We start from the raw sequence: 22,578 nt of genomic DNA, 5'->3' as shown, positions 1-22,578 counted from the left end.
TTCTTCGGTCGTTGAACGCTTCCTGTCGCATCATGCCTGCCTGTGCCTCGCCAGGAAATCGAGAAGTGCGGGATAATAATCGCCGGGGTTTTCATAGAAGGGCATGTGGCTCGCGTTCGCAAACACCTTGAGTTCGGCATTCGGAATGGCAAGCTTCATGCGCAGCGCGCAGGCGGGCGTCAGCTCGTCGTGCTCGCCGACGGTGATCAGCGTCGGCACGGTCATGCGCGGCAGGTCCGGGATGCGGTTCCAGTCCTTGAGATTGCCGATATAGAGGAATTCGTTCGGCCCCTGCATCGTCGCGTAAGGCCCCATGTTCCAATCGTCGAGCGAACGGCGCACAGGTGCGGGCCATTCCGGCAGGCGACAGACATGGCGGTAATTGAGGATCGTCACGGCGGCCATGTATTCCGGGTGATCGTAGGTGCCTTGCGCCTCATGCTTTTGCATCATCGCCACCGTTTCCGAGCCAAGCGCTGCACGCAGCCGCTCCAGTTCCGAGATCAGGTGCGGCATGTCGGCGACGGTGTCTTCGAGGATCAGCGTCTGGAGGTTTTCGGGATAGGTGAGCGCATAGTCGATCGCGAGCCAGCCGCCCCAGGAATGGCCGAGCATATGGACTTTGCCGAGGCCAAGCGCCTTGCGAACGGTTTCGGTTTCTTCGACATAGCGGCCGATGGTCCAGAGAGCCGGATCGGTGGGGCGGTCGGAGGCGCCGGTTCCAAGTTGGTCGAAGGCAACGACGCGATAACCTCGGTCGACAAGGCAGGAATGCGCCTCGCGCAGATAGTCGCAGGGAAGGCCGGGGCCGCCGTTCAGACAGAAGACGGTCTCTGCGCCGGAACCGAAGCTATAGGCAATCACCTTACGCCCATCGACTTCGACCTCCATGCGTTCGTCCGGCTGCATTTCGCGCCACATCAGCTTACTCCGGCAAAATTCTTCTTGCTCAACATTTGGGCATGATTAAATTTTTACCGTAAACCGCGATCCACACCAGCTATAAGAAGTGATAGGGTCGGAGTCTGGATGTAAGCCGGAGTTCTCCATGCTTGACGAAATCGGAACGATCAGACGCAAGTTTACGGCGCATGATACGCTGGACGGACGGATCGACCAGGCTTTCGAGGCGATGCAACAGCTCGGTTTCGAAGCCCTGGTCTACGACTACACGCCGGTACCCTTCGATCTCGACGGTGAGCTTATGGTTCCTTCGTTTCTGAAGCTGCGCAATATTTCCGACGATATGCTCGAATACTGGTTCGACCGCGGCTATTTCCGCATCGATCCGGTGCAGCAGGTGGCGCTGCGCACCTCGGCGCCGTTTTTCTGGAATTACAATGTCGAGGCCGATACGGCGATCAACCGCTATCTGGGAGAAAATACCGAACCGGTTGCGCGCTACCTCAACGAACGCGATATGTCGACGGGTGTTACCGTGCCGGTGCACATGCCGCGCGGCGATTATGCGACGGTCACCGGCATCCGTTTCGGGGCGAACAAGGATTTCGAGCGCAATGCGCTGCGCTACATCGCCGATTTCGGCCTGCTCGCGCATGTCTTTCATGAGAGCGCCTATGCGCTTTTCGATTCCAGCGCGCGCAGCGTCGGCAAGATGCGGCTGACGGAGCGGGAGCGGGAGTGCCTGCGTCATTCGGCCGAGGGGCTTTCGGCTAAGGAAATCTCGCGCATCATCGATCGTTCGGTTCCGACCGTCGTCATGCATCTGAATTCGGCGGCGAAAAAGCTGGGCGCCAAGAACCGCACGCAGGCGGTGGTGCGCGCCACGCATTATCGGCTTCTGGATAACGAGCCATCCTATAACTTCTGATAGCTGCCCCAGGCCTTGAGGCCGCGTTATGCTCCTCCGTCCTTGTCAACGAGATGGAGAAACCCGTGGCCGCCGTCGCATCGAAAGAAGCCTTCCTGCCCTTTCGCGAATACCAGACCTGGTATCGCATCACCGGATCGCTCGATAGCGGCAAGCTGCCCCTCGTCGTCGCCCATGGTGGCCCCGGCTGCACGCATGACTATGTCGATTCCTTCAAGGGCATCACCGAGATCGACGGCCGCGCCGTCATCCATTACGATCAGCTCGGCAATGGCAACTCCACGCGTCTGCCGGAAAAAGGCCCCGATTTCTGGACGCCGGCGCTGTTCCTCGAAGAGCTGGGTGCATTGCTGAAGTATCTCGGCATCCAGGATCGCTATGCTTTCCTCGGCCAGTCCTGGGGCGGCATGCTGGGTGCGGAACATGCGGTGCGCCAGCCGAAGGGGCTGAAGGCACTCGTCATCGCCAATTCACCGGCGAACATGCACACCTGGGTTTCCGAGGCCAATCGGCTCCGCCGCGAGCTGCCGCAGCATGTGCAGGATACGCTTCTGAAACACGAAGAGGCTGGCACGATCACCGATCCGGAATACATCACCGCCTCCCGCGTCTTCTACGACCGGCATGTCTGCCGCGTCGTCCCCTGGCCACCAGAAGTGGCGCGCACCTTCGCGATCATGGACGAGGACAATACGGTCTATCGCAACATGAACGGGCCGACCGAATTCCATGTCATCGGCACGATGAAGGACTGGACCATCGAGGACCGCCTGCCTTTGATCGGAGCCCCGACGCTGCTGATCTCCGGCAAATTCGACGAGGCGACGCCCGATGTCGTCAAGCCCTATGTCGACCGCGTCGCCGGCTGTAAATGGGTGCTCTTCGAGCATTCCAGCCATATGCCGCATGTCGAGGAAAAGGAGCTTTGCCTGGCAACCGTCTCCGAGTTCCTTTCGGAGCATGACTGATGCCGTGATAATATTATCCGACTAATGAGTTGGCCGTGCCGTATGCTGCGAGTGGATCTCTTTCGAAGGAAATCGCATTTGAAACAAACGAATCAGTGAAGATCCTTCGCAGGTAGCTTCTGGTTCAAAGAGATTTCGTGACGCGCACAATCCCGGAATCGACCGAGCGGCTGTTTCCGTGGGGGGCTGCTGAACGCGCAGCTTGTTCTTTCGTCGATCCGGCTTGGTATCTTGGCCATTTGCGCGGAAATCTTTCTTGACCTCAACTAAGGTTGGGGTGTGAGAATGCGTTCATTCGCTAGCGACGGAGGAGCTGATGGCGATCATTCTGGGCGACAGTGATCTGGACCAGCTTCCGGTCATGCAGCTCGCCATCGAGGCGATCGAGGAAGCGATCCTTGCCCGATCCGCGGGGGACCTGGTTTCGCCACCGAGGCACAATGTTTCCTTTGCCGAAAAAGGAGACCTGATCTTCACGATCGGCGGAACGCTCGACGATGCCTCCATCGCCGGCTTTCGGGTCTATGATACGTTCAGAGGCCCTCGCCATGAGCAGATTGTCGCAGTCTGGTCGACCGAAACGGCGGAGCTTCAAGGCCTCATCATCGGCACTCGGTTGGGGGAGGTTCGTACCGGCGCGATCGGCGGCATCGCCATTCGTTATATGTCGTCCCCCGAAGCCAGGACGGTCGGCATTATCGGCAGCGGCCAGCAAGCCCGCACGCAGTTGGAGGCGGCAGCCCTTGTGCGCGAACTGACGCATGTCCGCGTCTATAGCCGCAGCGAGCGACGGCGCTATCTGTTTGCACTGGAGATGGAGCAGCGTCTGGGTATTCCGGTCGAACCGGTGGACACGCCGCTTCGCGCGGTGAGCGACGCCGATATTGTGATCTGCGCCACGACCAGCCTCACGCCGGTGATCGAAGCAGGCTGGCTGAAGCCGGGGGTTCACATCAATACCGTTGGCCCCAAGACGGTGGACGAGCACGAGCTCGGCCTTGATGTTGCCGCTGCCGCCGATCTCGTCGCCACCGACTCTCCCGAGCAGGTCCGTGCCTATAAGGCGCCGTTCTTTCTGCATGGCTCGCCGAGTGCCGAGCGTCTGGTCGATTTGGCGGCGATCGTCAGTGGTAAGGTCGTTGCACGCCAGGCGCCCGACCAAACGACATTGTTCTGCTCGGCAGGTCTCAGCGGCACGGAGGTGTTGGTCGCCGCGCATATTTTGGCAGCGTTCAAGGCGAAGGCTGGCGCCGGTTGAGCTGGTGCCGCGCCTTTCTAATCTCTCGTTGAGCCGCCGGGATGTGATCCATCGCGCAGCAATTGCCGCGCCGTTGCCCGAAACATCTCCGCCAGCTGCTTCAGAAGCGGGCCAGTCGGCGAACTTCTGCGCCAGCATAGGCCGATACGGCGCTTCGGGTTGCCGTCGCTGAATTTCAGGAGACGGATTTGGTCCGATGACATGATCGGGCCGATGGTCGCTAGCGTAGGCAGGAGGGTGATGCCAACATTTGCGCCAACCATCAGGCGCAACGTCTCGAGGCTTGTGGCCTGAAAGGAGGATTTCTGTCCGGCCCCGGAGAGCCGGCAGACGTCGAGCGCGTGTTCGCGCAGGCAATGCCCTTCCTCCAGCAGCATCAGGTCGTAACGGGAGAGGTCTTCCATGCTGATGCTTGCCCGCTCGACCAGTGGATGCTTCTTCGGCACGGCTAGCAGGAAGGGCTCCTCAAACAGGAATTCCACCTGCAGCTGGTCGCTCTCGACCGGCATGGCCAGGAGTGCGGCGTCAAGTTCGCCGCTCCGCAGGCGCGACAAGAGCACGCCGCTCTTTTCCTCGCTCAGAAGAATTTCCAGTTGCGGGAAGCGGTCATGCACCTGCGGCACCACATGCGGCAGGAAGTAGGGGCCGAGCGTCGGAAAGGCGCCGAGACGGAGCGTTCCTAGCTCCTGGTTCTGGTTCAACAGCGCGGCATTTTTCAATTGCTGGACATCGACGAGGATCCGCTTTGCCCGTTCGGCGGCATCCTTGCCGAAGGTGGTCAGCATGAAGGCGCGCGCGTCGCGCTCCACCAGCGGCGTGCCGAGTTCCGCCTCGAGCTTCCTGATCTGCGCCGACAATGTCGGCTGGCTGACCAGGCAGGCCTCGGCCGCGCGGCCGAAATGGCGATATTTGGCCAGCGCGACAAGATATTCCAGTTCTCTAAGTGTCATGATGCTTCGCCGCTTAGGCGGCCTTGGCCTCCTCTTCGCTCGGAGCAGAGGTGCGGATGAGATGGTCGAAAGCGGCAAGCGACGCCTTTGCGCCTTCACCCACGGCGATAACGATCTGCTTGTAGGGAACGGTGGTGCAATCGCCGGCGGCAAAGACGCCGGGCAGCGACGTCTGGCCGTGATGATCGACGACAATCTCGCCGCGGGGAGAAAGCGTGATGGTGCCCTTCAGCCATTCTGTATTGGGCAGAAGGCCGATCTGCACGAAAATGCCGTCGAGCGTCAGCGTGTGCTTCTCGTCCTTGTTGCGGTCCTCGTAGACAAGACCGGTGACCTTGCTGCCGTCGCCCAGCACTTCCGTGCTCTTGGCCGACAGGATGATCCGGACGTTGGAAAGGCTGCGCAGCTTGCGCTGCAAGACGTCGTCTGCGCGCAGCTTGCTGTCGAATTCGATGAGGGTGACGTGCTTGACGATACCGGCAAGATCGATCGCCGCCTCGACGCCGGAATTGCCGCCGCCGATCACGGCCACATCCTTACCCTTGAACAGCGGACCGTCGCAATGCGGGCAATAGGCGACACCCTTGTTGCGATATTGCTCCTCGCCGGGCACGCCCATCTGCCGCCAGCGCGCGCCGGTGGACAGGATCAGCGTGCGGGATTTCAGCGTGGCGCCGCTGGCAAGCTCGACTTCGAACAGGTCGCCCTTGGGCGTCAGCTTTTCAGCCCGCTGCAGGTTCATGATCTCGACGGGATACTCCTTCACATGCGCCTCAAGAGCGCTGGCGAAGGCCGGGCCCTCGGTGTGCGGGACCGAAATGAAATTCTCGATCGCCATGGTATCGAGCACCTGGCCGCCAAAGCGTTCGGCCACAATACCGGTGCGGATACCCTTGCGGGCGGCATAGATCGCCGAGGCAGCGCCAGCCGGACCGCCGCCGACCACCAGCACGTCGAAGGGCTCGAGATCTGCGAGCTTCTCGGCGGCGCGCTTTGCAGCGCCTGTGTCGAGCTTGGCGATGATCTGCTCGACTTCCATGCGGCCCTGGCCGAACACTTCGCCATTCAGATAGACCGTGGGAACCGACATGACCTGCCGATCGGCGACTTCCTGCGGGAACACGGCGCCGTCGACGGCGACATGGCTGATCTTCGGATTGAGAATCGACATCAGGTTGAGCGCCTGCACGACGTCAGGGCAATTCTGGCACGACAGTGAGAAATAGGTTTCGAAACGGAATTCTCCGTCAAGATCGCGGATCTGGTCGAGAATGGCCTGCTCGACGCGGGGCGGATGTCCGCCGGTCTGTAAAAGGGCGAGCACGAGCGAAGTGAATTCGTGGCCGAGCGGAATGCCGGCGAAACGCAGGCTGATATCGTGGCCCGGGCTGGTCAGGGCGAATGAGGGGGCCCGTTCGCTGGCGTCACGCTGCTGGGCGAAGGTGATCTTGTCGGAGAGGCCGGCAATGTCTTCGAGAAGCGCCACCATCTCCTTCGATTTGGCACTGTCATCGACATTCGCGAGGATCTCTATCGGCCGTACGACTTTTTCCAGATAGGCCTTGAGCTGGCTTTTCAGTGCGTCGTCTAGCATCGATATGTCTCCGGTTGGGAAGTAAATGAGCGCGGCTTGTCCGGCGGGACAAAAGCGCCATTAGTCTAAATTGTGTGCGGGAGGCCTTCCCCGTTGTCAGGGAAGGCCATGGCCGAAGCCGAAGTCAGATCTTACCGACGAGGTGCAGCGAAGGAGCCAGGGTCTTTTCGCCCTCTTCCCACTTTGCCGGGCAAACTTCGCCGGGATGGGAGCGAACGTACTGGGCGGCCTTGATGCGGCGCAGCAGGTCGGCGGCATTGCGGCCGATGCCTTCGGCGGTGATTTCCACGGCCTGGACGACACCGTCAGGATCGACGACGAAGGTGCCGCGATCGGCAAGGCCTTCGGCTTCGCGCATGACATCGAAGTTGCGGGTGACGGTGCCGGTCGGGTCACCGATCATCGCATACTGGATCTTGCCGATGGTTTCGGAACTGTCGTGCCAGGCCTTGTGGGTGAAATGCGTGTCGGTCGAAACCGAGAAGACCTCGACGCCCAAGCGCTGCAGCTCGGCATAGTTATCCGCAACGTCGCCCAGCTCGGTCGGGCAAACGAAGGTGAAATCGGCCGGATAGAAAAAGAAGACCGCCCATTTGCCGGCGATGTCAGCTTCGGTGACCTCGATGAATTTGCCCTGCTTGAAGGCCTGGGCTTTGAACGGCTTAACGGCGGTATTGAGAACGGACATGGTAGCCTTGTATTGTTTGGACGGGAGGAGTTTCGCGCTGCAACATAGTGCGTGCGTCGCAATAAGCAAAATAGATAAATCCGAAAAATTCGATAGGTTTTGTCTATGGACATGTCATATGCGGCAGAAAATTGTGTGCGGCGGCGGTCCGAGTCGTACCCATGGAAAACTTGGGTTGAGTGCTTTGGGCGAGGTTTGGCAGCCGTGGCATCGCAAACCGCTCGCCGAAGCCGCCGATGGTGAATGTCTTTCTTCAGGCTGCCTCTTGCAATCGGCGCGATGCTGTATTATCTGCGCATCATCACCTGTATCGATAGCCTGCCGGGCCGACCTTTCGAGGCCGAGCCGGTGTCTGCTGTCCAGGGTAACAGCGAGGGCGCTCCCCAGTCATGGGTCGAGCGCCCTTTGCTTTTGAGCATGGGGCTTCGCCATCATGCGTGCAGGGCTCGCCGCGCAACGCCGGCCCCTGAAGTCGGCAGAGGACGTTATTGTAACCAATTGCGTACATTAGCGCGCTGACGCCTCGCCTGCATCTAACTGTCATTCCGCGGCGAAAATTCAGGATTAGTGTTCTCAGTGAGCGCGCGAATCGGGCATGATCGGTCTGCTGGCGGAGACCGGAGCAGCAACCGTAACCAAGCGCGCACATTTCTATATGGTTTGAAACAGATGTATTTGGTCGATCCGCAGCAGTCCGCGCCACGCTCGCACACAGCAATAGCTACCGCAAGGCGTCGATCGCGCGACGCAGGTGCTTGGCTACTTTTGTGTAACCCAAGAATTTCGATTCATTGAGCAGAAAGATCAGAGCCTGGCGCAAGCGCCCACGCTGGTCCTGTTCGGTGCCGTCAGGCCACTTATCTTCGTTCGGTGGTTCGATATCGGCGTCGCTTCCCGCGGGAATTTTTCCACGAAAACGACGCCAGCTTTCGACTGGTTTGACAAGTAAATTGCCAAGGCGCGATCGTTTCATGGCTTTGGTAAGTTCCTCTGGTTGATCGGTCTGTTCTGAATAAGAAGCGAATCCGATCCGATTGAGCGCGTTGCCACATGCCGACGTCGGAGGTGTCGAATGCTCGAGCGAAGCGTACCCAAACCAGACTTCAACAGCATCTGGGATTTTCCCCGGGTGCTTCTTCCCACGGCAATAGCTACCAATTTTGGTCTCCATGCGTTTCTGTTGTTGTGACGTTCATATCCAACCGAAGACGGGAGTGCACGTCATGATGAATTTGATCGATTCTTCCAATCGAGCCATGCATGCGGAAACGCTTCGATCATTTGCCGAGTTGCGATACGAGGTTTTTGTCCGACGCCTGGGCTGGGCTCTGCCTGCCGCCCGGGACGGATTTGAGGAGGATGAATATGATACGTCGCGGGCAGTCTATGTGACGATTAGCAATAGTGCCGGGCATGTGATCGCCGGGGCTCGGTTGCTCGATACCTCCGATGCCAGCCTTCTGAACGAGATTTTCCCTCATTTGGTGAAGGATGGCGACTTGCCGCGATCGGATCGGATTTACGAAATCACACGCTTCGCCATCGATCATCGCAGGGAGCGCCTGGAAGGCAGTATGGATTTGCGGAATCGGTTGCTTTGGGGCATTCAAGCAGCGGCTCTGCATCTTGAATTGGATAAGATGGTCTCCGTCACCTATACCCACCTCGAGCCGATGCTCCGCAAGGCGGGTTACCGTTTTCGCAGGCTTGGAGATGTCGACTGTATTGACGGCATTCCGACGGTTGCGCTGGAACACGAAGTCTCACCCGACATCCTGGGTGCTTGCCGCTCTGCCTTGCTCACCGGCAGGGGTCGCCACAAATCCGGGTCGCTATGTCCGCTGTCGAGCCAGAGCAATCAACCGACCGCCAGTCTCGCTCAATCGGCCTTAGTCTAACGCGCTACCGGATAACGCGCGACCGCGGGAGATCGTCGCGCGCTGCTGTCTGCGATTTTTTAAGGATGATCTTGCTCTGCGCTAGGCCCGATTTCGGATCGGGTCACAAGAGACTGTGGCGTTGCACCTGCGCTCAATCGAGCGTCACCAGCCCCAGCATGATGGCTTTTACGACCGCATGGGTTCTATTCATCGCCTGGAGCTTCGTCTTTGCCATATCGGTGTAGAAATCGACGCTTTTTTGGGAAATGCTGAGGATTTCAGCGATCTCCCATGCGGTCTTCCCCCTGGCCATCCAGTGCAGTACGTCGATTTCGCGTGGGGATAGAAAAGATTTGCGCCGCGCCGACCCGACTTTCAGAGAATGACCCAGCAATATGCCCTTGGCTTTCCGATGATAGCCTTGGGCCAGGATCTGTACGATAGGCAGAGCGGCAAGGATACGCTCGTTGTTTCCGGTGCCAGGCTCTGGAACAACGCTGATGGCCACGGCTTCGCCCAATTCGGTCATGATCGGCAGCGTGATGCCGTTGGTGAGACCTGCATCCCAGGCCTCCTGCAGCAGGCGCCTCTGGTTCTTGTCGATATCATCCGATGTCAGCAGATCGCTCCACTGCGCGATCCCTTGGCCGGTGCCTACCCATTTCAAGGTCGGATCGATTTCCTTGTACTTCTGGTGAAAATAGTGGGTGAGCCATTTGTTTGGAAAATTTGAAATGATAAAGTTTTGTGGGTCCACCGTGGATTCATTCATGATGAACGAAGCGCTCATCCTGTGAATATTATAGGCGAACATCGGAAATCCGAGGTGAGACAGCGTCTTGGAAAAGACAGCTTCGAGAGAGTGTATGTCGGTACACAACTCGAGCTGATGAAGAAACGGTTGGACCACTTCAGCGTAGATCGTATTATACTCTGACATCAGTGACATTCCCCCAACATGCGTGTGATATCTGAAGCGGGCGCACGAACATGCCTTCTCCTCGACAGGCGTCTTCGCGATAGTCGCCGCTTTACTGATCTCCGATTGTAGCGATCTCGTTAGGGTGGTAGTGAGCTAACGACAAACGTGACCGTCGTTCATCAATTCCCAGGGCAAGGTTCTCCATTAAAAACGTGGGGAATTGAGGCATAGTTTTTTCCAGGAGTCTTTCATGGAAACGCTACGCTTGCAGCTTTCTGCTTTTATTGAGCACCCTCTTGGGTTGAGTATATGTCGAGAATTTGCAAGCGGTTACACGAAATGCTGATCGTCCATGGGTTCCGGTAGATGGCTGTTGCAGGTTTTCTAACTGTGTTCGGCCCGGAATTTGGCGGGGGTTGTTTGCTTGTAGCGCATCATGGCATTCGTCAGATGGCTTTGGCTTGAGAACCCTGTCTGTAAGGCTATGTCCGAGATTGGCAGTGTCGAGCCCAGAAGCAACCGTTCGGCCTCCTCCAGGCGGATGCTCACAAGGTATTTGTAGGGCGGCGTGCCGAACGTCATAGAAAATGCCCGGATAAAATGACTGGGCGACATCCGACAGATATTGGCGAGCGTTTCGATCGACAGTCTGTCGGCTATATGTTCGTTCATGTAGTCTAGTACTCTCTTGGACGTCTGCAGGGTCATGCGCCGATTTTGCGCCTTTGTTGCCCTTACCTTCGCCGTCGAATAATTCCGGATAAGATAAACGCCGAGGATCGTCAGGAACGCGTCGATATAGAGTTCGTTGATCGATGCGCTTGATATCTCCATGATCATGGTCCGGGCCATCCGAAGCGTGTAAAGATCGACGTGGCCGAAGCGAGGTGGACGCAGTTCCCAGCTTCCGCCTTCAAGCTCGGCATTCGCCAGATTTGTATAGGCGACCGGGCTGAAGGCAATGGCCGCATTCCGTTTCAGGCTCGGCCATTTGAGGGTTCTGTCGACGCCGGCCGGATTGATGACTAGCATGCCGACAGGCACTTCGAACTTTTGAAGCTTATCGCTGGAAAAGGCCGCCTCCATTTCCGGCATGGGGGCAAGAGCGACCGAGGCGAATTCTACATTGGTCTTGAAACTCATCGATCCTGCAGGTCGAGCAACCTTCATCAGCCCACCCAAGAGCGTCTGTGTCCGTGGGCCGATCTCCTCGGGAATGGCCGAAAATATGCCGTCCTCGTTCTTTGTGTCGAGTTCAACAAAACTATAGCCGTCTGGCTTGGCCATTAGCCTCAACTCCATTGATATAACCGGGACCAAGGCGAATGGTCGTTCGTGGGGGTATGCAATTGCGCGCACCAGGGCATGGGATTAGCTGGTTCGGTCAGCAAAAAGACGGAATATCCAATGAAAACGTTGCTTTGGAAACGCGTGACGTCATTCAGGTTGTGCATGCTTTGTATACAGACAGAGATAGAATTTTTTGAAGAGTAACTTCTGTTTCGATGAAAGAATGGCCATAAAAAGGAGAAGCTGTTCGTTCTTTCAATATAGATGCGCGTTCTGGATATGGATGCGTCTGCTGGACAGGTGGTGCGCATCGAGAGAGCGGGCGCAGATGCCAGCTAACGGTGCATGACGAGCGGTTCGCATTTGTCCTACTTGGATCTGGGGCTTGCAACAAGGCATAGAAAAGCGCACGGCGCCGATGGTGTCGGGGAATACTCGTGAAACACTATTCAACTTAAGATATACATATAAATTATTGTAATCTGTAAGCGCAGATAGATGATTTTATCGAGCCGAATTTTGCGGATACCATGTACGGTCAAAACACCAAAGAATGAGCGCGATGTTGTCGAGGATATAGATCGGACAATTGAATTATCGGATGAGCAATTCCGGCCGTAGCCGCGATCATGAAACAGGGTGCCACTGTAGGAACGGTTTCTCTGCAGGCCGCTTATCATTCAGCGTGTCAGGTAACATTTGCGATGCTCACGCCCGGTCGAAGGACCAGCGATTGACCATATAGGTGCGTGGCGAGGTCCCGAGCATGCGCCGGAACATGGTGGTGAAGGCCGCGGCGCTTTCATAACCGGCTTCCAGCGCGACGTTGGTGACCGGCTGACCTTCTGCGAGTTGGGGCAGGCAGGCGAAAACGCTCGCCTGTTGGCGCCAGGTGGTGAAGCTGATGCCGGTTTCCTTGCGGAATTGCCGGGTGAAGGTCCGGCGGCTCATTGCCAGCTTCTCGGCCCAGTCATCCAGACGAGCATTCGGCGTCGGATTTGCCAGATAGGCACGGCAGAGTGCCGCCAATCGCCGGTCGGAGGGGAAGGGCAGTCCGAGCGGGCGTTCCTCGAGTGTTGAAATCTCTTCGAGGAGGAGGGAAAGGACCAGTTCCGCCTTGCGGTTCCCTACCGGGGCTTCCCGCAGTCGGATGGCTTCGAGCAAAAGGCTGCGGGCGAGATCCGTCACCTCGACGACGCGAGGGGCTTCGTCCGATTGCCGGGGATCGTGCGGCATCACATAGACCGATTTCATACTGACATCACTCAGCATCTCGACGGAGTGTTCCAGGCCGGCGGGAATGAACAAGGCATGGCCGGGCGGCACCATCCACCGGCCCCGGGTCGTCAGGATCAAGATGACGCCGGCGAAGACGCAGAGCAATTGCGAGCGACGATGATGATGCCACGGCACGGTATAGCCCTGCCGCGGCTCTGAGCTGTGGACGAGCACGTCCGCATTCGATGCCTCCGTCCAGTGCATGTTTTGCTCGTGGCCGTTGTCGACGGTTGCCAGCAATTGTTGGGAGAGTTTTTCCATTTTGGCCCAATCGCGAAAGAATAGGACCAAAACACGAAAGAAGGTCACCCGCAAGCCGTGTAAAAGGCTAGTCAAACAGCACGGCTGAAAAGAATCGGCCGGCTCAGGAAGGAAACCTCAATGGTTGCGGCATTTTCCGGCACGCCGGCCCGATTTCAGAAGACGACAATATCGATCGTGGTGGCAGTCAGCGGTTGCCATCTCCTGAATGACATCATGCAATCGCTGCTGACATCGCTCTATCCGATGTTCCGGGAAAACTACGCGCTCGATTTCGTCCAGATCGGGCTCCTGACCATGATGTTCCAGATCACGGCGTCGTTGCTGCAGCCGGTGGTGGGTATCGTCACCGACAAATGGCCGATGCCCTATTCCCTGCCAGTCGGCATGATCAGCACCTTCCTCGGGCTCATCATGCTCGGTTATGCCGGTAGTTTCGGCATGCTGCTGGTGGCGGCTAGCCTCATCGGTTTCGGCTCGGCGGTGTTTCATCCGGAAGCCTCGCGCGTGGCGCGGCTGGCGTCCGGCGGACGCCATGGCCTGGCGCAGTCGTTCTTTCAGCTCGGCGGCAATGCCGGATCGGCCATTGGGCCGCTGATCGCCGCCTTCTTCGTGCTCCAGCATGGGCAGAAGAGCGTGGCCTGGCTTTCGATCCTGGCAGTCATCGGCTTCATCGTCCTGAGCTGGGTCGGCACCTGGTACGTCAACCATCGGCGTGAGCACGCGGCGCGTCCGGCGGCCAGCCGCGCCTTGCCGATCGCGCGCAACAAGGCGATCTGGGCGCTGGCGATCCTGATCCTGCTGACGGCGACGAAGAATGTCTACATGGCGAGCATCTCCAGCTATTTCACCTTCTACGTCATCGACAAGTTCCATCTCGACGTGCGCGACGCGCAGCTGATGCTGTTCCTTTTCTTGGGCTCTGTCGCGACCGGAACGATCCTGGGTGGCACGTTCGGTGACCGTTTCGGAGCACGCTTCGTGATCTGGTTCTCGATCCTCGGCGTCATTCCGTTCGCGCTGATGATGCCCTATGCGAACCTGTTCTGGACCTGTGTGCTGACGGTGGTGATCGGGCTGGTACTGGCCTCCGCGTTCCCGGCAATTGTGGTCTTCGCACAGGAGCTGATTCCGGGCCGGGTCGGGCTGATTGGCGGCATCTTCTTCGGCTTCGCCTTTGGGGCTGGCGGGCTGGGTGCTGCTCTTCTCGGCGATTTCGCCGATACGCACGGCATCCCCTTCGTCTATATGATCTGCTCGTATCTGCCGCTGCTCGGTCTGTTCACGATCTTCCTGCCGCGCATACCGAGGCATTGAATGACAGAGGCGGGGCTCGCTGCCCCGCCGAACACCTACATGCGCGGCCAATCTCCTGGCAGGTCGAAGTAGACGCAGCTATTGCCGTCTGACCCTTCCGTGCAGATCGCCAAGTCTAAAATTTTACCTCCATTTTCAGACTGGCCATCGGGCAGGTCTTCGCCATAGTCTATGCCTGCTTCATGCAGGAGGAGGAGACCGTCGAATGAGCACCACCATCAAAACCGCGGCCGAGGAACGCCATTTCGGCGATTCTCTCCATCTATCTTCGCCGCTTATGTTCGCCTGATCCCGACCGGGACGGCCATTCCCACCTTTCTTGCCTTGCAATGCCTCATTTCGACGCCACGGCCGCCGGTGCGGTCCCGGCTGATATCAATCATGTAGGACATGCCATGCCGCTCACCCTTGCCCAGCGCCTAGACCGTCTCAAGGTCCGTACCGCCGAACTCAGCCATTGGCGTGTGCACACAGTGCTCGCCATCGACAACTGGACCTTTGAAGGCGCGGAAATCGCCATTGGCCAAGCTTGGCCGCATCGCAAGGGGGTGGTGCATTTTGCCTCGCAGGCGACGGTGCCTGCCGACTGGCCGCTGGAGGAGACGCGGTTACAACTCGATCTTGGCGGCGAGAGCCTGATCACGCTTGCCTTTGCGGGAGGGGAGAGCGAGAGTTTCGGCCTCGACCCCTATCATCAGGAGTTTCCGCTGAAAGGCCGCAGTTTCTCGATTGCGACCGACAGCGTTGCCCGCTTTCCGTTCGGCGAACAGAACCGGCAGCCGAAGCTGAACCGGGCGCAGCTCGGCTGGATCGACCTACCGGTGCACAGGCTGCACCTCCTGCTGCGGCAGATCGTCGAAGCCATCGAGGCGCTACGGGATCATGAAGTCGTGCCACATATGCTCGATGCCGCCGAGACGGCGCTGCGCAGCCTCGACTGGCCATCCGCGACGGCTTCCTATATCGCGCGTACGGCGAATGCCGAGCAGCAGCAGAAGATCTGGGAATTGCCGGAGCTTGCGGAAAGTCCGGCAGGACTGTCCGAGGGAGAGCGTGCGACCGTGGTCGCAGCCCATGATGCGCTGCTTGCCCGCCTCAAGGCATTGCAGGAGCGTTATCCGCAGAATGGCGAATTGTTGCTCACTGGACACGCCCATATCGATCTTGCCTGGCTGTGGCCATATGACGAGACGCGTCGCAAGATGCGCCGTACCTTCCACACCGCCTTGTCGCTGATGGAGCGCTCGCCCGACTTCCGCTTCAACCAATCGACGGCGCATTATTACGCGCAGATGGAGGCCGACGATCCCGAACTGTTCGCCCGGATCAAGGAGAAGGTCGGCGATGGTACCTGGGAAGTGATCGGCGGCATGTGGGTCGAGCCGGACACGAACATGCCGACGGGCGAAAGCCTGGTGCGGCAGATCCTCTATGGCCAGCGTTATTTCGAGAAAACCTTCGGCGCACGGCATAAGGTCTGCTGGTTGCCGGATTGCTTTGGCTTCTCCGGCGCCCTGCCGCAACTGTTGCGCCAGGGCGGCATCGAGAGCTTCTTCACCATCAAGGTCAATTGGAGCGAGACCAACAAGTTTCCCTATGACCTCTTCTGGTGGGAAGGGCTCGACGGCAGCCGCGTGCTGGCGCATGTCTTCGACAATCCCATGGAAGGCTATAACGGCTTCGTGCGGCCGGATTGCTATCTGCCGACGTGGAAGAACTTCCGCGCCAAGACGCTGCAGGACACGTCGCTTCTGGCGGTGGGCTATGGCGATGGCGGCGGCGGCGTGACGCCGGAGATGGTGGAGCGCGAGGAGCAGTTGCGTAGTTTCCCGGCCATTCCGAAGGCGCGCTGGGGCAAGGTCGGCGATTTCTTCACCGGCGCCCACCGTACTGCCGGGGAAAAGCAGCTGCCGGCCTGGTCGGGCGAGATCTATCTCGAACTGCATCGCGCGACGCTGACCAGCCAGAGCGGTGTCAAGCGTCTGCATCGCAGGGCCGAGCGCGCCTTGATCACCGCTGAATCCCTGGGCTCGATCGCCCATATGGCGGGCGCCGAAGCGCCGCGCAGCCTCGAACCGGACTGGCGCGTGACGCTGAAGAACGAGTTCCACGATATCCTGCCGGGATCGAGTATCCGCGAGGTCTATCAGGATGCCGAGCGCGAGCTTACCGAAGTGATCGATCATGCCAAGGCGGCTCAAAAGCAGGCCATGGATGCCGTCGTGGCGGTCCTGCCGAAGGGTGGGGTCGCGGATGCGCTGGTCGTCGCCAATCCGTCGCTGGATGCACGGCCTCTGCGTGTTACGCTCGCTGATGGCACGGTTCTGTCCACCGGCGATATCATCGCGCCGCTCTCCGTCCAGGTGCTGGATCGTGTCGCGTTGAAGCCGGCTGGCGGATTGCACGCTGAGGCGAACCGACTGGAAAACGAGCATCTTATTGCCGTCATCGACGCCGATGGCGCGATCCAGAGCCTCGTGCACAAGGCCACCGGCCGCGAGGCACTGGCCGAGCCGGCCAATCAGCTCTGGATCTATCCCGTCGACAAGCCGCGCAATTGGGATGCCTGGGATATCGACGCCGATTATCCGGAAAAGGGCGTCCGCCTCGACCGGCCCGAAAGCATCGAGCTTGTCGAAAGCGGCCCGCATCGCGCGGCGATTAAGGTCGTCCATCGCTACCGCGATTCGAGCGTCGTGCAGCATTACGTGCTGACCGCCAACGCCATGCGGCTGGATATCGAGACCCATATCGACTGGCACGACCGTCGCACCTTCTTGCGCGCGCTTAATCCGGTCGCGGTGCGAGCTCGTACCGCGACGTTCGAATGTGCCTATGGCGTCGTCAGCCGCCCGACACACACCAATACGAGCTGGGACGCGGCGATGTTCGAAGCCGTCGCCCATCGTTTCGTGGATTTGAGCGAACCGGATTTCGGCGTTGCGCTGCTGAACGACGCCAAATACGGCCATAGCGCCCGTGGCAACGTGCTCGGCATCAGCCTGGTGCGTGGGCCGATCTATCCCGATCCGCTGGCGGACGAGGGCGGGCAGCAATTTACCTATGCGCTGCTGCCGCATGCCGGCGTGTGGCATTCCGGCGGCGTGCGCGAGGAGGCCGACGATTTGAACCAGCCGCTAGTGGCGACCACTGCCGCCAATCTTGCGGGAACGACGCTTGCTCCGGTCGTCGTAACAGGCACGCCAGTTGCGCTCTCGGCCATCAAGCCGGCTGAAGAGGGGGATGGGCTTGTGCTGCGCGTCTACGAGCCGGCCGGCCGGCGCGGCGGACTGAGCGTCCAGCCCGCAAGCGGCTGGCATGTCGCTGAAGCCGTCAATCTGATGGAAGAGCCTGCCAAGCGCGATGCAGGCCCGGATATCCTGCCCTTCGAGGTCAGAAGCTGGAAGCTGAAGAAGGGATAGCGGTTTTACCGCTCTTCGGGTCTCTGCTGCCGTAGCGTTTTGCCGCGGCAGCAGTATCTGCTTGGTGTCAATACTCGCGATCGTGGACGACACCCATGATTTCGCCTCTCCGGGATACGCTCACCAGGAGCTTGTCGCCGTCGCGCGTTGCCCTGACCAGAAAGCGCTCGCCCACGTCGTTGACGTCTCTCACTCTATAACCGCGTCTCTCCAGCAATTGGATGACATCGTTCGGGCCGTAGTTGCCGCGGGGCTCTCCCCAACGGTTGGACGAGTCGTGATGGCGGTTCCAGGCATGAAGAAAGTTGGCCTCGGTCTGGCTGTCGCTCTGGTCGGAATCGCCATCCGGTGATTGATCGTTATAGATAACGACTTGAGCAACGGCGGGCGTGATGAGACCCATCGTCATGACTGCTGTCATACCCAGCGCGATGAAGGCGATCTTCATTGGCATATCCTTTATCCGTTCCTGACATGTGCAATCTCCTGTGGAGATGCTTGAAGTTGGCCAGGTCGCAACCGCTAACCTTGGTTCTCGTGCGGCACATAGCCCGACGATGATACCCAAGCATTTTTTGCGGTGTGTTCTCATTTGTTGCGAAACTTACGGGCGCCGGCCGTTAGCCGATCTCTCCGCATTTCGATAGAATATCGTCGACAACGGAGGCGAGCGGCGCAGCGGCGTCAATGGTCGTGGCGTTGTTGGGAATGTCTTCTTGCGTTGCATGCAGTCGCAGAACCACGTCTCGCTCGGCTGGTTTTCCGCCAAACTCGTCTTCAGGTCTGCTGGCAAGCCGCCTCTTCAACGTGTCCAAATCGACGTCGAGAACGAAAACCCCGTCAAACAAATCAATAAAATGATGAAAATTCCTTGAGCCGCCGCAGAAAAAGGAAATCGCGTGGCTTCGATCGGCCACGAGGGATTTGACTTTGTCGACATCCCAAATGTGGTGCTCGTGGCCAAAGGCCACGTCCGGAATGTTCTGCCTCTGCGCAGAGCTGTCAAGCGGCACGCCCGTCTGAGGGTCGCCTTGATAAGCCAATTCACGGTCACCGTGGATGACGTGGTAACCGCGCTGCTGCAGCTCGGTGGCGACTGAGGTCTTGCCAGTCCCGGAAATGCCCTCGATCAAATAGTTCCTGACGCCCATTTCGTTCTCGTTCGATGAACCACACGCCCCCTTGGCAAAGGCCAAGTACTCCTGTCGCCGGTGTACAAAGCAAGAATCATAAGCAGATTTCCGTCGCTTCAATTCTTGCGGTTTGCACGGTACGGACAGAAGCCGGCTATTTTCCCTTTCGCAGTCTCCGTCCGAACTTAATCCTCAGCTCATCTACGGCTGCTAATGCTCGACGCGACGGTATCGAACACTTGCCCTGTTTGATTTGGGGCACCGGAACCGCATTGAAATACAGCCTTCGCGAATGCCGATCAGGGTCTTCTAGGTCATGGGGCGGTGTAATTCATGGCTCATATCGTTATTATCAATCCTCGCTTCGAAACCTCCTATTGGGGGCTTGAACACGCGCTGCCGCTGTTCGACGTGAAGGCAAATCTTCCCGTTGCCTGTCTGCCTCTGCTGGCGGCGCTGACGCCTGCCGAGCACACCGTCACGCTGGTGGATGAGAATGTCGAGCCGATCGACTACGATCTCTGTGCTCAAGCAGACATCGTGGCGCTGACGGGTATGATCGTTCAGCGTTTCCGGATGACGGAAATCCTCACCGCGCTCAGAGCGCGTCATTGTTTCATCGTCGTCGGCGGGCCGTGGGTGACGGTGAAGGAGGATTATTTTGACGGGCTAATCGACGTCAAATTCATCGGTGAGGCCGAAGAGACCTGGCCGCAATTTCTTCTCGAATGGAAGGAAGGGCGCCACACTGAGCGTTACGAACAGTCCGGCAAGACGGATATGAGCACGGTGCCGGTTCCGCGCTTCGATCTTCTGAAGATGGATGATTATGCGGTCGGCAGCATCCAGTTCTCGCGGGGCTGTCCGTTCACCTGCGATTTCTGCGATATCATCGTCGTGTTCGGGCGAAAGCCGCGGATCAAGACCAGCGTGCAGATCATCGCTGAAATTGAGGCATTGCTGGCGGTGGGAATGGATACGGCATTCATCGTCGACGACAATCTCATCGGCAACAAGAAGGCGATCAAGGAGGTTCTCCGCGAGGTGGTCGCCTGGCAGGAGCGTCACCATTATCCGATGACGTTCCTCACGGAAGCCTCGATCGATCTTGCCGACGATGCCGAGCTGATGCAGCTCATGGTCGACGCCAATATCCGCGTCGTCTTCGTCGGCATCGAGACGCCGAACGAAGAGGCGTTGCGCGAGACCAAGAAGCTGCAGAACTTGAGAAAAGGCGGGACGATGCTGGATAAGATCCACGCGATCCAGCAGACCGGCATGGAAGTCTGGTGCGGCATGATCCTCGGCTTCGACAGCGACGACGCGACAATCTTCGAAGCCCAGCGCGTCTTCATCAAGGACGCGCGGATCGTCAACGCCATGATCGGCATGCTGGCCGCGATCCCGAAGACACCGCTGTATACGCGCCTAGAACAGGAGGGGCGGCTCGATCATGCCGATCCCCCGGCCTACGGCACCAATGTCATCCCACTCAATCTCAGTCGCGAGACCCTGCGCAACGGCTATCTCGCCGTGCTCAGCGACCTTCACCAGCCCGCCGCCTATTTCGACCGGCTGGACGCGCTTTATCTCGATGCTCGTATCCAGCCGGAGCGGACGCGCCTGCGGCATCTGCGGCGCCATCCTCTCCGCCTGGTGGCCCTCAATGTGATGTGGGCCTTGGAGGCTATTGGCATCTTCACGAGATTGATGCGGCGGGTGCCGGAGGCGGACTTGCGCAATATCTATCGGCAGCGCCTCTGGAAGCTCCTGCTGCGCCGCCGCTCGCCGGTCGTTCTGCAGATCTACGCGATCAAATGCGCGATGCACTACCATGCGCATCTGATGGTCCAGCAAATGCGCACCGGCGGCGATATCGTCAATTCGTTCTGAAGGTTGCTCTTATACCAAGGCTCCGAACTGGGCGTTGTGCAGCCGGGCATAGGCGCGGTCGCGGGCCAAGAGTTCGGCATGTGTGCCTTGCTCGACGATACCGGTCGGTCCCATGACGATGATACGGTCGGCGTTGCGGATGGTGGCAAGCCGGTGTGCCACCACCAGAGTTGTGCGCCCCGTCGACAGGTCGGCCAGCGCCTGCTGGATGGCGTATTCGGTGGCCGTGTCGAGCGCCGATGTTGCCTCGTCGAGGATGAGGATCGGCGGGTTCTTGAGGAAGATGCGGGCGATGGCGAGGCGCTGCTTTTGGCCGCCTGAGAGTTTCACGCCACGTTCGCCGGTCGGCGTGTCCAAACCATCGGGCAGCGACAGCACGAATTCATCGAGCGATGCGCGGCGCAGCGCCTCCATGATTTCCTGATCGTTCGCACCGAGCCGTCCATAGGCGATGTTCTCGCGAATGGTCGATCCGAACAGGAATACGTCCTGCTGCACGATGCCGATTTGGCTGCGCAGGGAGGCCTGCGTCATATCGCGGATGTCGATGCCGTCGATGGTGATGCTGCCGCCCGTCACGTCGTAAAAACGCGGCAGCAGCGAGCAGATCGTCGTTTTGCCTGTTCCCGAAGCACCGACGAAGGCCACCGTCTCGCCGGCCGCGATCATCAGGTTCAGGTCCGCGAAGATCGTGCCGTGCTCCGAATAGCCGAAGCTGACATCCTTGTAGGTGATATTGCCCTTGAGATGTTTGACCTCCATCGCATTCGGCCGGTCGGCCAAGTCGGGCTGCGTGTCGATCAGTGACAGGAAGCGCTTAAAGCCGGCAATACCCTTCGGATAGGTCTCGATCACCGAGGTGATCTTGTCGATCGGGCGGAAGAAGACGTTGATCAGAAGCAGGAAGCTGATGAAGCCGCCATAGCTCAGCTCTCCCGATATGACGAACCAGGTCCCGGCCATCATGACGACGAGCTGCACCACGCGCGTGCTGAAATAGCTCAGTGCTATGCCGGCCGTCATGTAAGCATAGCCATCCAGCTTGGTGGCCTTGTAATCCTCGTTATGGCCGGCAAATAGCTGGCTTTCGTATGTCTCGTTCGCGAAAGCCTTGACCACGCGGATGCCGCCGACGGTTTCCTGCATGCGCGTGTTGAAGTCGCCGACCTTGCCGAACAGGCTGCGCGAATTCTTGGTCATCTTGGCGCCGTAGCGGCTGACCAACCAGGTCATGAAGGGCACGATGGTCGTCGTCAGCAGCGCCAGCTTCCAATGCACTGAGAACATCAGCAGAAAGGCGCCGATGAAGGTCATGATCGCGATGAACAGGTCCTCGGGGCCGTGATGGGCGATTTCACCCACTTCCTCGAGATCCTTGGTGACGTGGGTGATCAGATGCCCGGTCTTGTTGTTGTCGAAATAACGGAAGGAGAGCTTCTGGATATGCTCGAAGGCCTGGCGGCGCATGTCGGATTCGATCGAGATGCCGAGCGCATGGCCCCAATAATTGACGATCGCCGACAGGCCGGTCGACAGCGCGTAGACCATCAGCAGCACCGCGGTGGTTGCTGCAATCAGGCCCCAGTCACGGCCCGGCAACAACTGATCGACGAAGAGCTTGACCGCCAGCGGAAAGCCGAGTTCGAGCAGGCCGGCGACGACGGCGCAGCCGAAATCAAGGAAAAACAGCGTCTTGTAACGCGCATAATAGGAGAAGAAGCGACGAAGCATGAATGCCCTCCATGGGCATGGGAGAAGACAGGATCAGACAAGAATGGACAGAACAGCAGTCCACATCCGGCAGCGCTGTTCAGCGTTTATGGGTGCCGAAATTTCTCATCGAACGAGCCTCCTTCATGAGTCGCGTCGAATTTATAGCCGACGTGCTGACCG

18 protein-coding genes are annotated in these 22,578 nt (G+C 58.8%); 7 read left to right on the top strand and 11 right to left on the bottom strand.

Annotated elements, in window-relative coordinates:
- Positions 1 to 30: 30 nt before the first annotated feature.
- Entirely contained in the window at positions 31 to 921 is an 891-nt protein-coding gene (locus RRH01S_RS30550) for a proline iminopeptidase-family hydrolase (RefSeq protein WP_042476901.1), read from the bottom strand.
- Between the two features lie 127 nt (positions 922 to 1,048).
- Between RRH01S_RS30550 and RRH01S_RS30545 the strand changes: the two genes are divergently transcribed.
- The 3 genes from RRH01S_RS30545 (at position 1,049) to RRH01S_RS30535 (ending at position 4,057) form a co-directional block, all read left to right on the top strand.
- The gene (locus RRH01S_RS30545) at positions 1,049 to 1,831 is read left to right on the top strand and encodes a helix-turn-helix transcriptional regulator (protein ID WP_037222946.1); all 783 of its coding nucleotides are present in this window, start codon (positions 1,049 to 1,051) and stop codon (positions 1,829 to 1,831) included.
- Positions 1,832 to 1,884: 53 nt separating this feature from the next.
- The gene (locus RRH01S_RS30540; protein WP_041723438.1) at positions 1,885 to 2,799 is read left to right on the top strand and encodes a proline iminopeptidase-family hydrolase; all 915 of its coding nucleotides are present in this window, start codon (positions 1,885 to 1,887) and stop codon (positions 2,797 to 2,799) included.
- Positions 2,800 to 3,115: 316 nt separating this feature from the next.
- Positions 3,116 to 4,057: an ornithine cyclodeaminase family protein gene (locus RRH01S_RS30535; RefSeq protein WP_042476898.1), complete on the top strand. Its 942-nt coding sequence runs from the start codon at positions 3,116 to 3,118 to the stop codon at positions 4,055 to 4,057.
- 17 nt (positions 4,058 to 4,074) lie between these two features.
- On the opposite strand, the gene RRH01S_RS30530 is transcribed toward RRH01S_RS30535, so the two are convergent.
- The 4 genes from RRH01S_RS30530 to RRH01S_RS34260 form a co-directional block, all read right to left on the bottom strand.
- Positions 4,075 to 5,007: a LysR substrate-binding domain-containing protein gene (locus RRH01S_RS30530; RefSeq protein ID WP_042476895.1), complete on the bottom strand. Its 933-nt coding sequence runs from the start codon at positions 5,005 to 5,007 to the stop codon at positions 4,075 to 4,077.
- Between the two features lie 13 nt (positions 5,008 to 5,020).
- Entirely contained in the window at positions 5,021 to 6,601 is a 1,581-nt protein-coding gene (gene ahpF / locus RRH01S_RS30525) for an alkyl hydroperoxide reductase subunit F (protein ID WP_042476892.1), read from the bottom strand.
- Positions 6,602 to 6,725: 124 nt separating this feature from the next.
- A complete protein-coding gene (gene ahpC, locus RRH01S_RS30520; RefSeq protein ID WP_007697523.1) occupies positions 6,726 to 7,289 on the bottom strand; it encodes an alkyl hydroperoxide reductase subunit C in 564 nt (187 codons plus the stop codon).
- Between the two features lie 721 nt (positions 7,290 to 8,010).
- Positions 8,011 to 8,460, bottom strand: a complete 450-nt coding sequence (locus RRH01S_RS34260) for a hypothetical protein (RefSeq protein ID WP_131597913.1) — start codon at positions 8,458 to 8,460, stop codon at positions 8,011 to 8,013.
- A gap of 52 nt (positions 8,461 to 8,512) precedes the next feature.
- Between RRH01S_RS34260 and RRH01S_RS30510 the strand changes: the two genes are divergently transcribed.
- Positions 8,513 to 9,187, top strand: a complete 675-nt coding sequence (locus RRH01S_RS30510; RefSeq protein ID WP_042476890.1) for an acyl-homoserine-lactone synthase — start codon at positions 8,513 to 8,515, stop codon at positions 9,185 to 9,187.
- A gap of 133 nt (positions 9,188 to 9,320) precedes the next feature.
- Here RRH01S_RS30510 and RRH01S_RS30505 read toward each other — a convergent pair whose 3' ends face one another.
- The 3 genes from RRH01S_RS30505 to RRH01S_RS30495 all read right to left on the bottom strand — a co-directional run bounded on the left by RRH01S_RS30505 (position 9,321) and on the right by RRH01S_RS30495 (position 12,920).
- The gene (locus RRH01S_RS30505; RefSeq protein ID WP_007697534.1) at positions 9,321 to 10,109 is read right to left on the bottom strand and encodes a LuxR family transcriptional regulator; all 789 of its coding nucleotides are present in this window, start codon (positions 10,107 to 10,109) and stop codon (positions 9,321 to 9,323) included.
- A 366-nt stretch (positions 10,110 to 10,475) separates the two neighbouring features.
- A complete protein-coding gene (locus tag RRH01S_RS30500) occupies positions 10,476 to 11,450 on the bottom strand; it encodes a helix-turn-helix domain-containing protein (protein ID WP_234711787.1) in 975 nt (324 codons plus the stop codon).
- A gap of 639 nt (positions 11,451 to 12,089) precedes the next feature.
- Positions 12,090 to 12,920 carry an AraC family transcriptional regulator gene (locus RRH01S_RS30495; RefSeq protein ID WP_034517118.1) on the bottom strand — a complete coding sequence of 277 codons (831 nt, stop codon included), beginning with the start codon at positions 12,918 to 12,920 and terminating at the stop codon, positions 12,090 to 12,092.
- Between the two features lie 120 nt (positions 12,921 to 13,040).
- Between RRH01S_RS30495 and RRH01S_RS30490 the strand changes: the two genes are divergently transcribed.
- Together RRH01S_RS30490 and RRH01S_RS30485 are read left to right on the top strand one after the other, a co-directional pair.
- Positions 13,041 to 14,237 carry an MFS transporter gene (locus tag RRH01S_RS30490; RefSeq protein ID WP_007697545.1) on the top strand — a complete coding sequence of 399 codons (1,197 nt, stop codon included), beginning with the start codon at positions 13,041 to 13,043 and terminating at the stop codon, positions 14,235 to 14,237.
- Between the two features lie 395 nt (positions 14,238 to 14,632).
- Positions 14,633 to 17,659, top strand: coding sequence for an alpha-mannosidase (locus RRH01S_RS30485; RefSeq protein ID WP_042476983.1), 3,027 nt, complete (start codon positions 14,633 to 14,635; stop codon positions 17,657 to 17,659).
- Positions 17,660 to 17,726: 67 nt separating this feature from the next.
- On the opposite strand, the gene RRH01S_RS30480 is transcribed toward RRH01S_RS30485, so the two are convergent.
- A complete protein-coding gene (locus RRH01S_RS30480; RefSeq protein WP_007697551.1) occupies positions 17,727 to 18,107 on the bottom strand; it encodes a hypothetical protein in 381 nt (126 codons plus the stop codon).
- Between the two features lie 172 nt (positions 18,108 to 18,279).
- Positions 18,280 to 18,810, bottom strand: a complete 531-nt coding sequence (locus RRH01S_RS30475) for an AAA family ATPase (protein ID WP_042476885.1) — start codon at positions 18,808 to 18,810, stop codon at positions 18,280 to 18,282.
- Positions 18,811 to 19,125: 315 nt separating this feature from the next.
- On the opposite strand from RRH01S_RS30475, the gene RRH01S_RS30470 reads away from it, so the two are divergent.
- On the top strand, positions 19,126 to 20,685 hold the full coding sequence (locus RRH01S_RS30470; protein ID WP_042476881.1) for a B12-binding domain-containing radical SAM protein: 1,560 nt from the start codon (positions 19,126 to 19,128) through the stop codon (positions 20,683 to 20,685).
- 9 nt (positions 20,686 to 20,694) lie between these two features.
- Here the strand turns inward: RRH01S_RS30470 and RRH01S_RS30465 are convergent, their stop codons facing one another.
- Positions 20,695 to 22,416, bottom strand: a complete 1,722-nt coding sequence (locus tag RRH01S_RS30465) for an ABC transporter ATP-binding protein (protein ID WP_042476878.1) — start codon at positions 22,414 to 22,416, stop codon at positions 20,695 to 20,697.
- Positions 22,417 to 22,578: the final 162 nt, after the last annotated feature.

The organism is Rhizobium rhizogenes NBRC 13257 (assembly GCF_000696095.1).
GTDB classification, from domain to species: Bacteria; Pseudomonadota; Alphaproteobacteria; order Rhizobiales; family Rhizobiaceae; genus Rhizobium; species Rhizobium rhizogenes.
The sequence above is the reverse complement of the archived record's forward strand: the minus strand, read 5'-3'. Positions and strand labels throughout refer to the sequence as shown.

What these genes read in the sequence shown, in the direction of transcription:
- RRH01S_RS30475 (WP_042476885.1), bottom strand. Translation starts at nt 18,810, where the DNA reads ATGGGCGTCAGGAACTATTTGATCGAGGGCATTTCCGGGACTGGCAAG.
- RRH01S_RS30485 (WP_042476983.1), top strand. Translation starts at nt 14,633, where the DNA reads ATGCCGCTCACCCTTGCCCAGCGCCTAGACCGTCTCAAGGTCCGTACC.
- RRH01S_RS30470 (WP_042476881.1), top strand. Translation starts at nt 19,126, where the DNA reads ATGGCTCATATCGTTATTATCAATCCTCGCTTCGAAACCTCCTATTGG.
- RRH01S_RS30505 (WP_007697534.1), bottom strand. Translation starts at nt 10,109, where the DNA reads ATGTCAGAGTATAATACGATCTACGCTGAAGTGGTCCAACCGTTTCTT.
- RRH01S_RS34260 (WP_131597913.1), bottom strand. Translation starts at nt 8,460, where the DNA reads ATGGAGACCAAAATTGGTAGCTATTGCCGTGGGAAGAAGCACCCGGGG.
- ahpC (WP_007697523.1), bottom strand. Translation starts at nt 7,289, where the DNA reads ATGTCCGTTCTCAATACCGCCGTTAAGCCGTTCAAAGCCCAGGCCTTC.
- RRH01S_RS30550 (WP_042476901.1), bottom strand. Translation starts at nt 921, where the DNA reads ATGTGGCGCGAAATGCAGCCGGACGAACGCATGGAGGTCGAAGTCGAT.
- RRH01S_RS30530 (WP_042476895.1), bottom strand. Translation starts at nt 5,007, where the DNA reads ATGACACTTAGAGAACTGGAATATCTTGTCGCGCTGGCCAAATATCGC.
- RRH01S_RS30510 (WP_042476890.1), top strand. Translation starts at nt 8,513, where the DNA reads ATGATGAATTTGATCGATTCTTCCAATCGAGCCATGCATGCGGAAACG.
- RRH01S_RS30495 (WP_034517118.1), bottom strand. Translation starts at nt 12,920, where the DNA reads ATGGAAAAACTCTCCCAACAATTGCTGGCAACCGTCGACAACGGCCAC.
- RRH01S_RS30465 (WP_042476878.1), bottom strand. Translation starts at nt 22,416, where the DNA reads ATGCTTCGTCGCTTCTTCTCCTATTATGCGCGTTACAAGACGCTGTTT.
- RRH01S_RS30490 (WP_007697545.1), top strand. Translation starts at nt 13,041, where the DNA reads ATGGTTGCGGCATTTTCCGGCACGCCGGCCCGATTTCAGAAGACGACA.
- RRH01S_RS30545 (WP_037222946.1), top strand. Translation starts at nt 1,049, where the DNA reads ATGCTTGACGAAATCGGAACGATCAGACGCAAGTTTACGGCGCATGAT.
- ahpF (WP_042476892.1), bottom strand. Translation starts at nt 6,601, where the DNA reads ATGCTAGACGACGCACTGAAAAGCCAGCTCAAGGCCTATCTGGAAAAA.
- RRH01S_RS30480 (WP_007697551.1), bottom strand. Translation starts at nt 18,107, where the DNA reads ATGAAGATCGCCTTCATCGCGCTGGGTATGACAGCAGTCATGACGATG.
- RRH01S_RS30535 (WP_042476898.1), top strand. Translation starts at nt 3,116, where the DNA reads ATGGCGATCATTCTGGGCGACAGTGATCTGGACCAGCTTCCGGTCATG.
- RRH01S_RS30540 (WP_041723438.1), top strand. Translation starts at nt 1,885, where the DNA reads ATGGAGAAACCCGTGGCCGCCGTCGCATCGAAAGAAGCCTTCCTGCCC.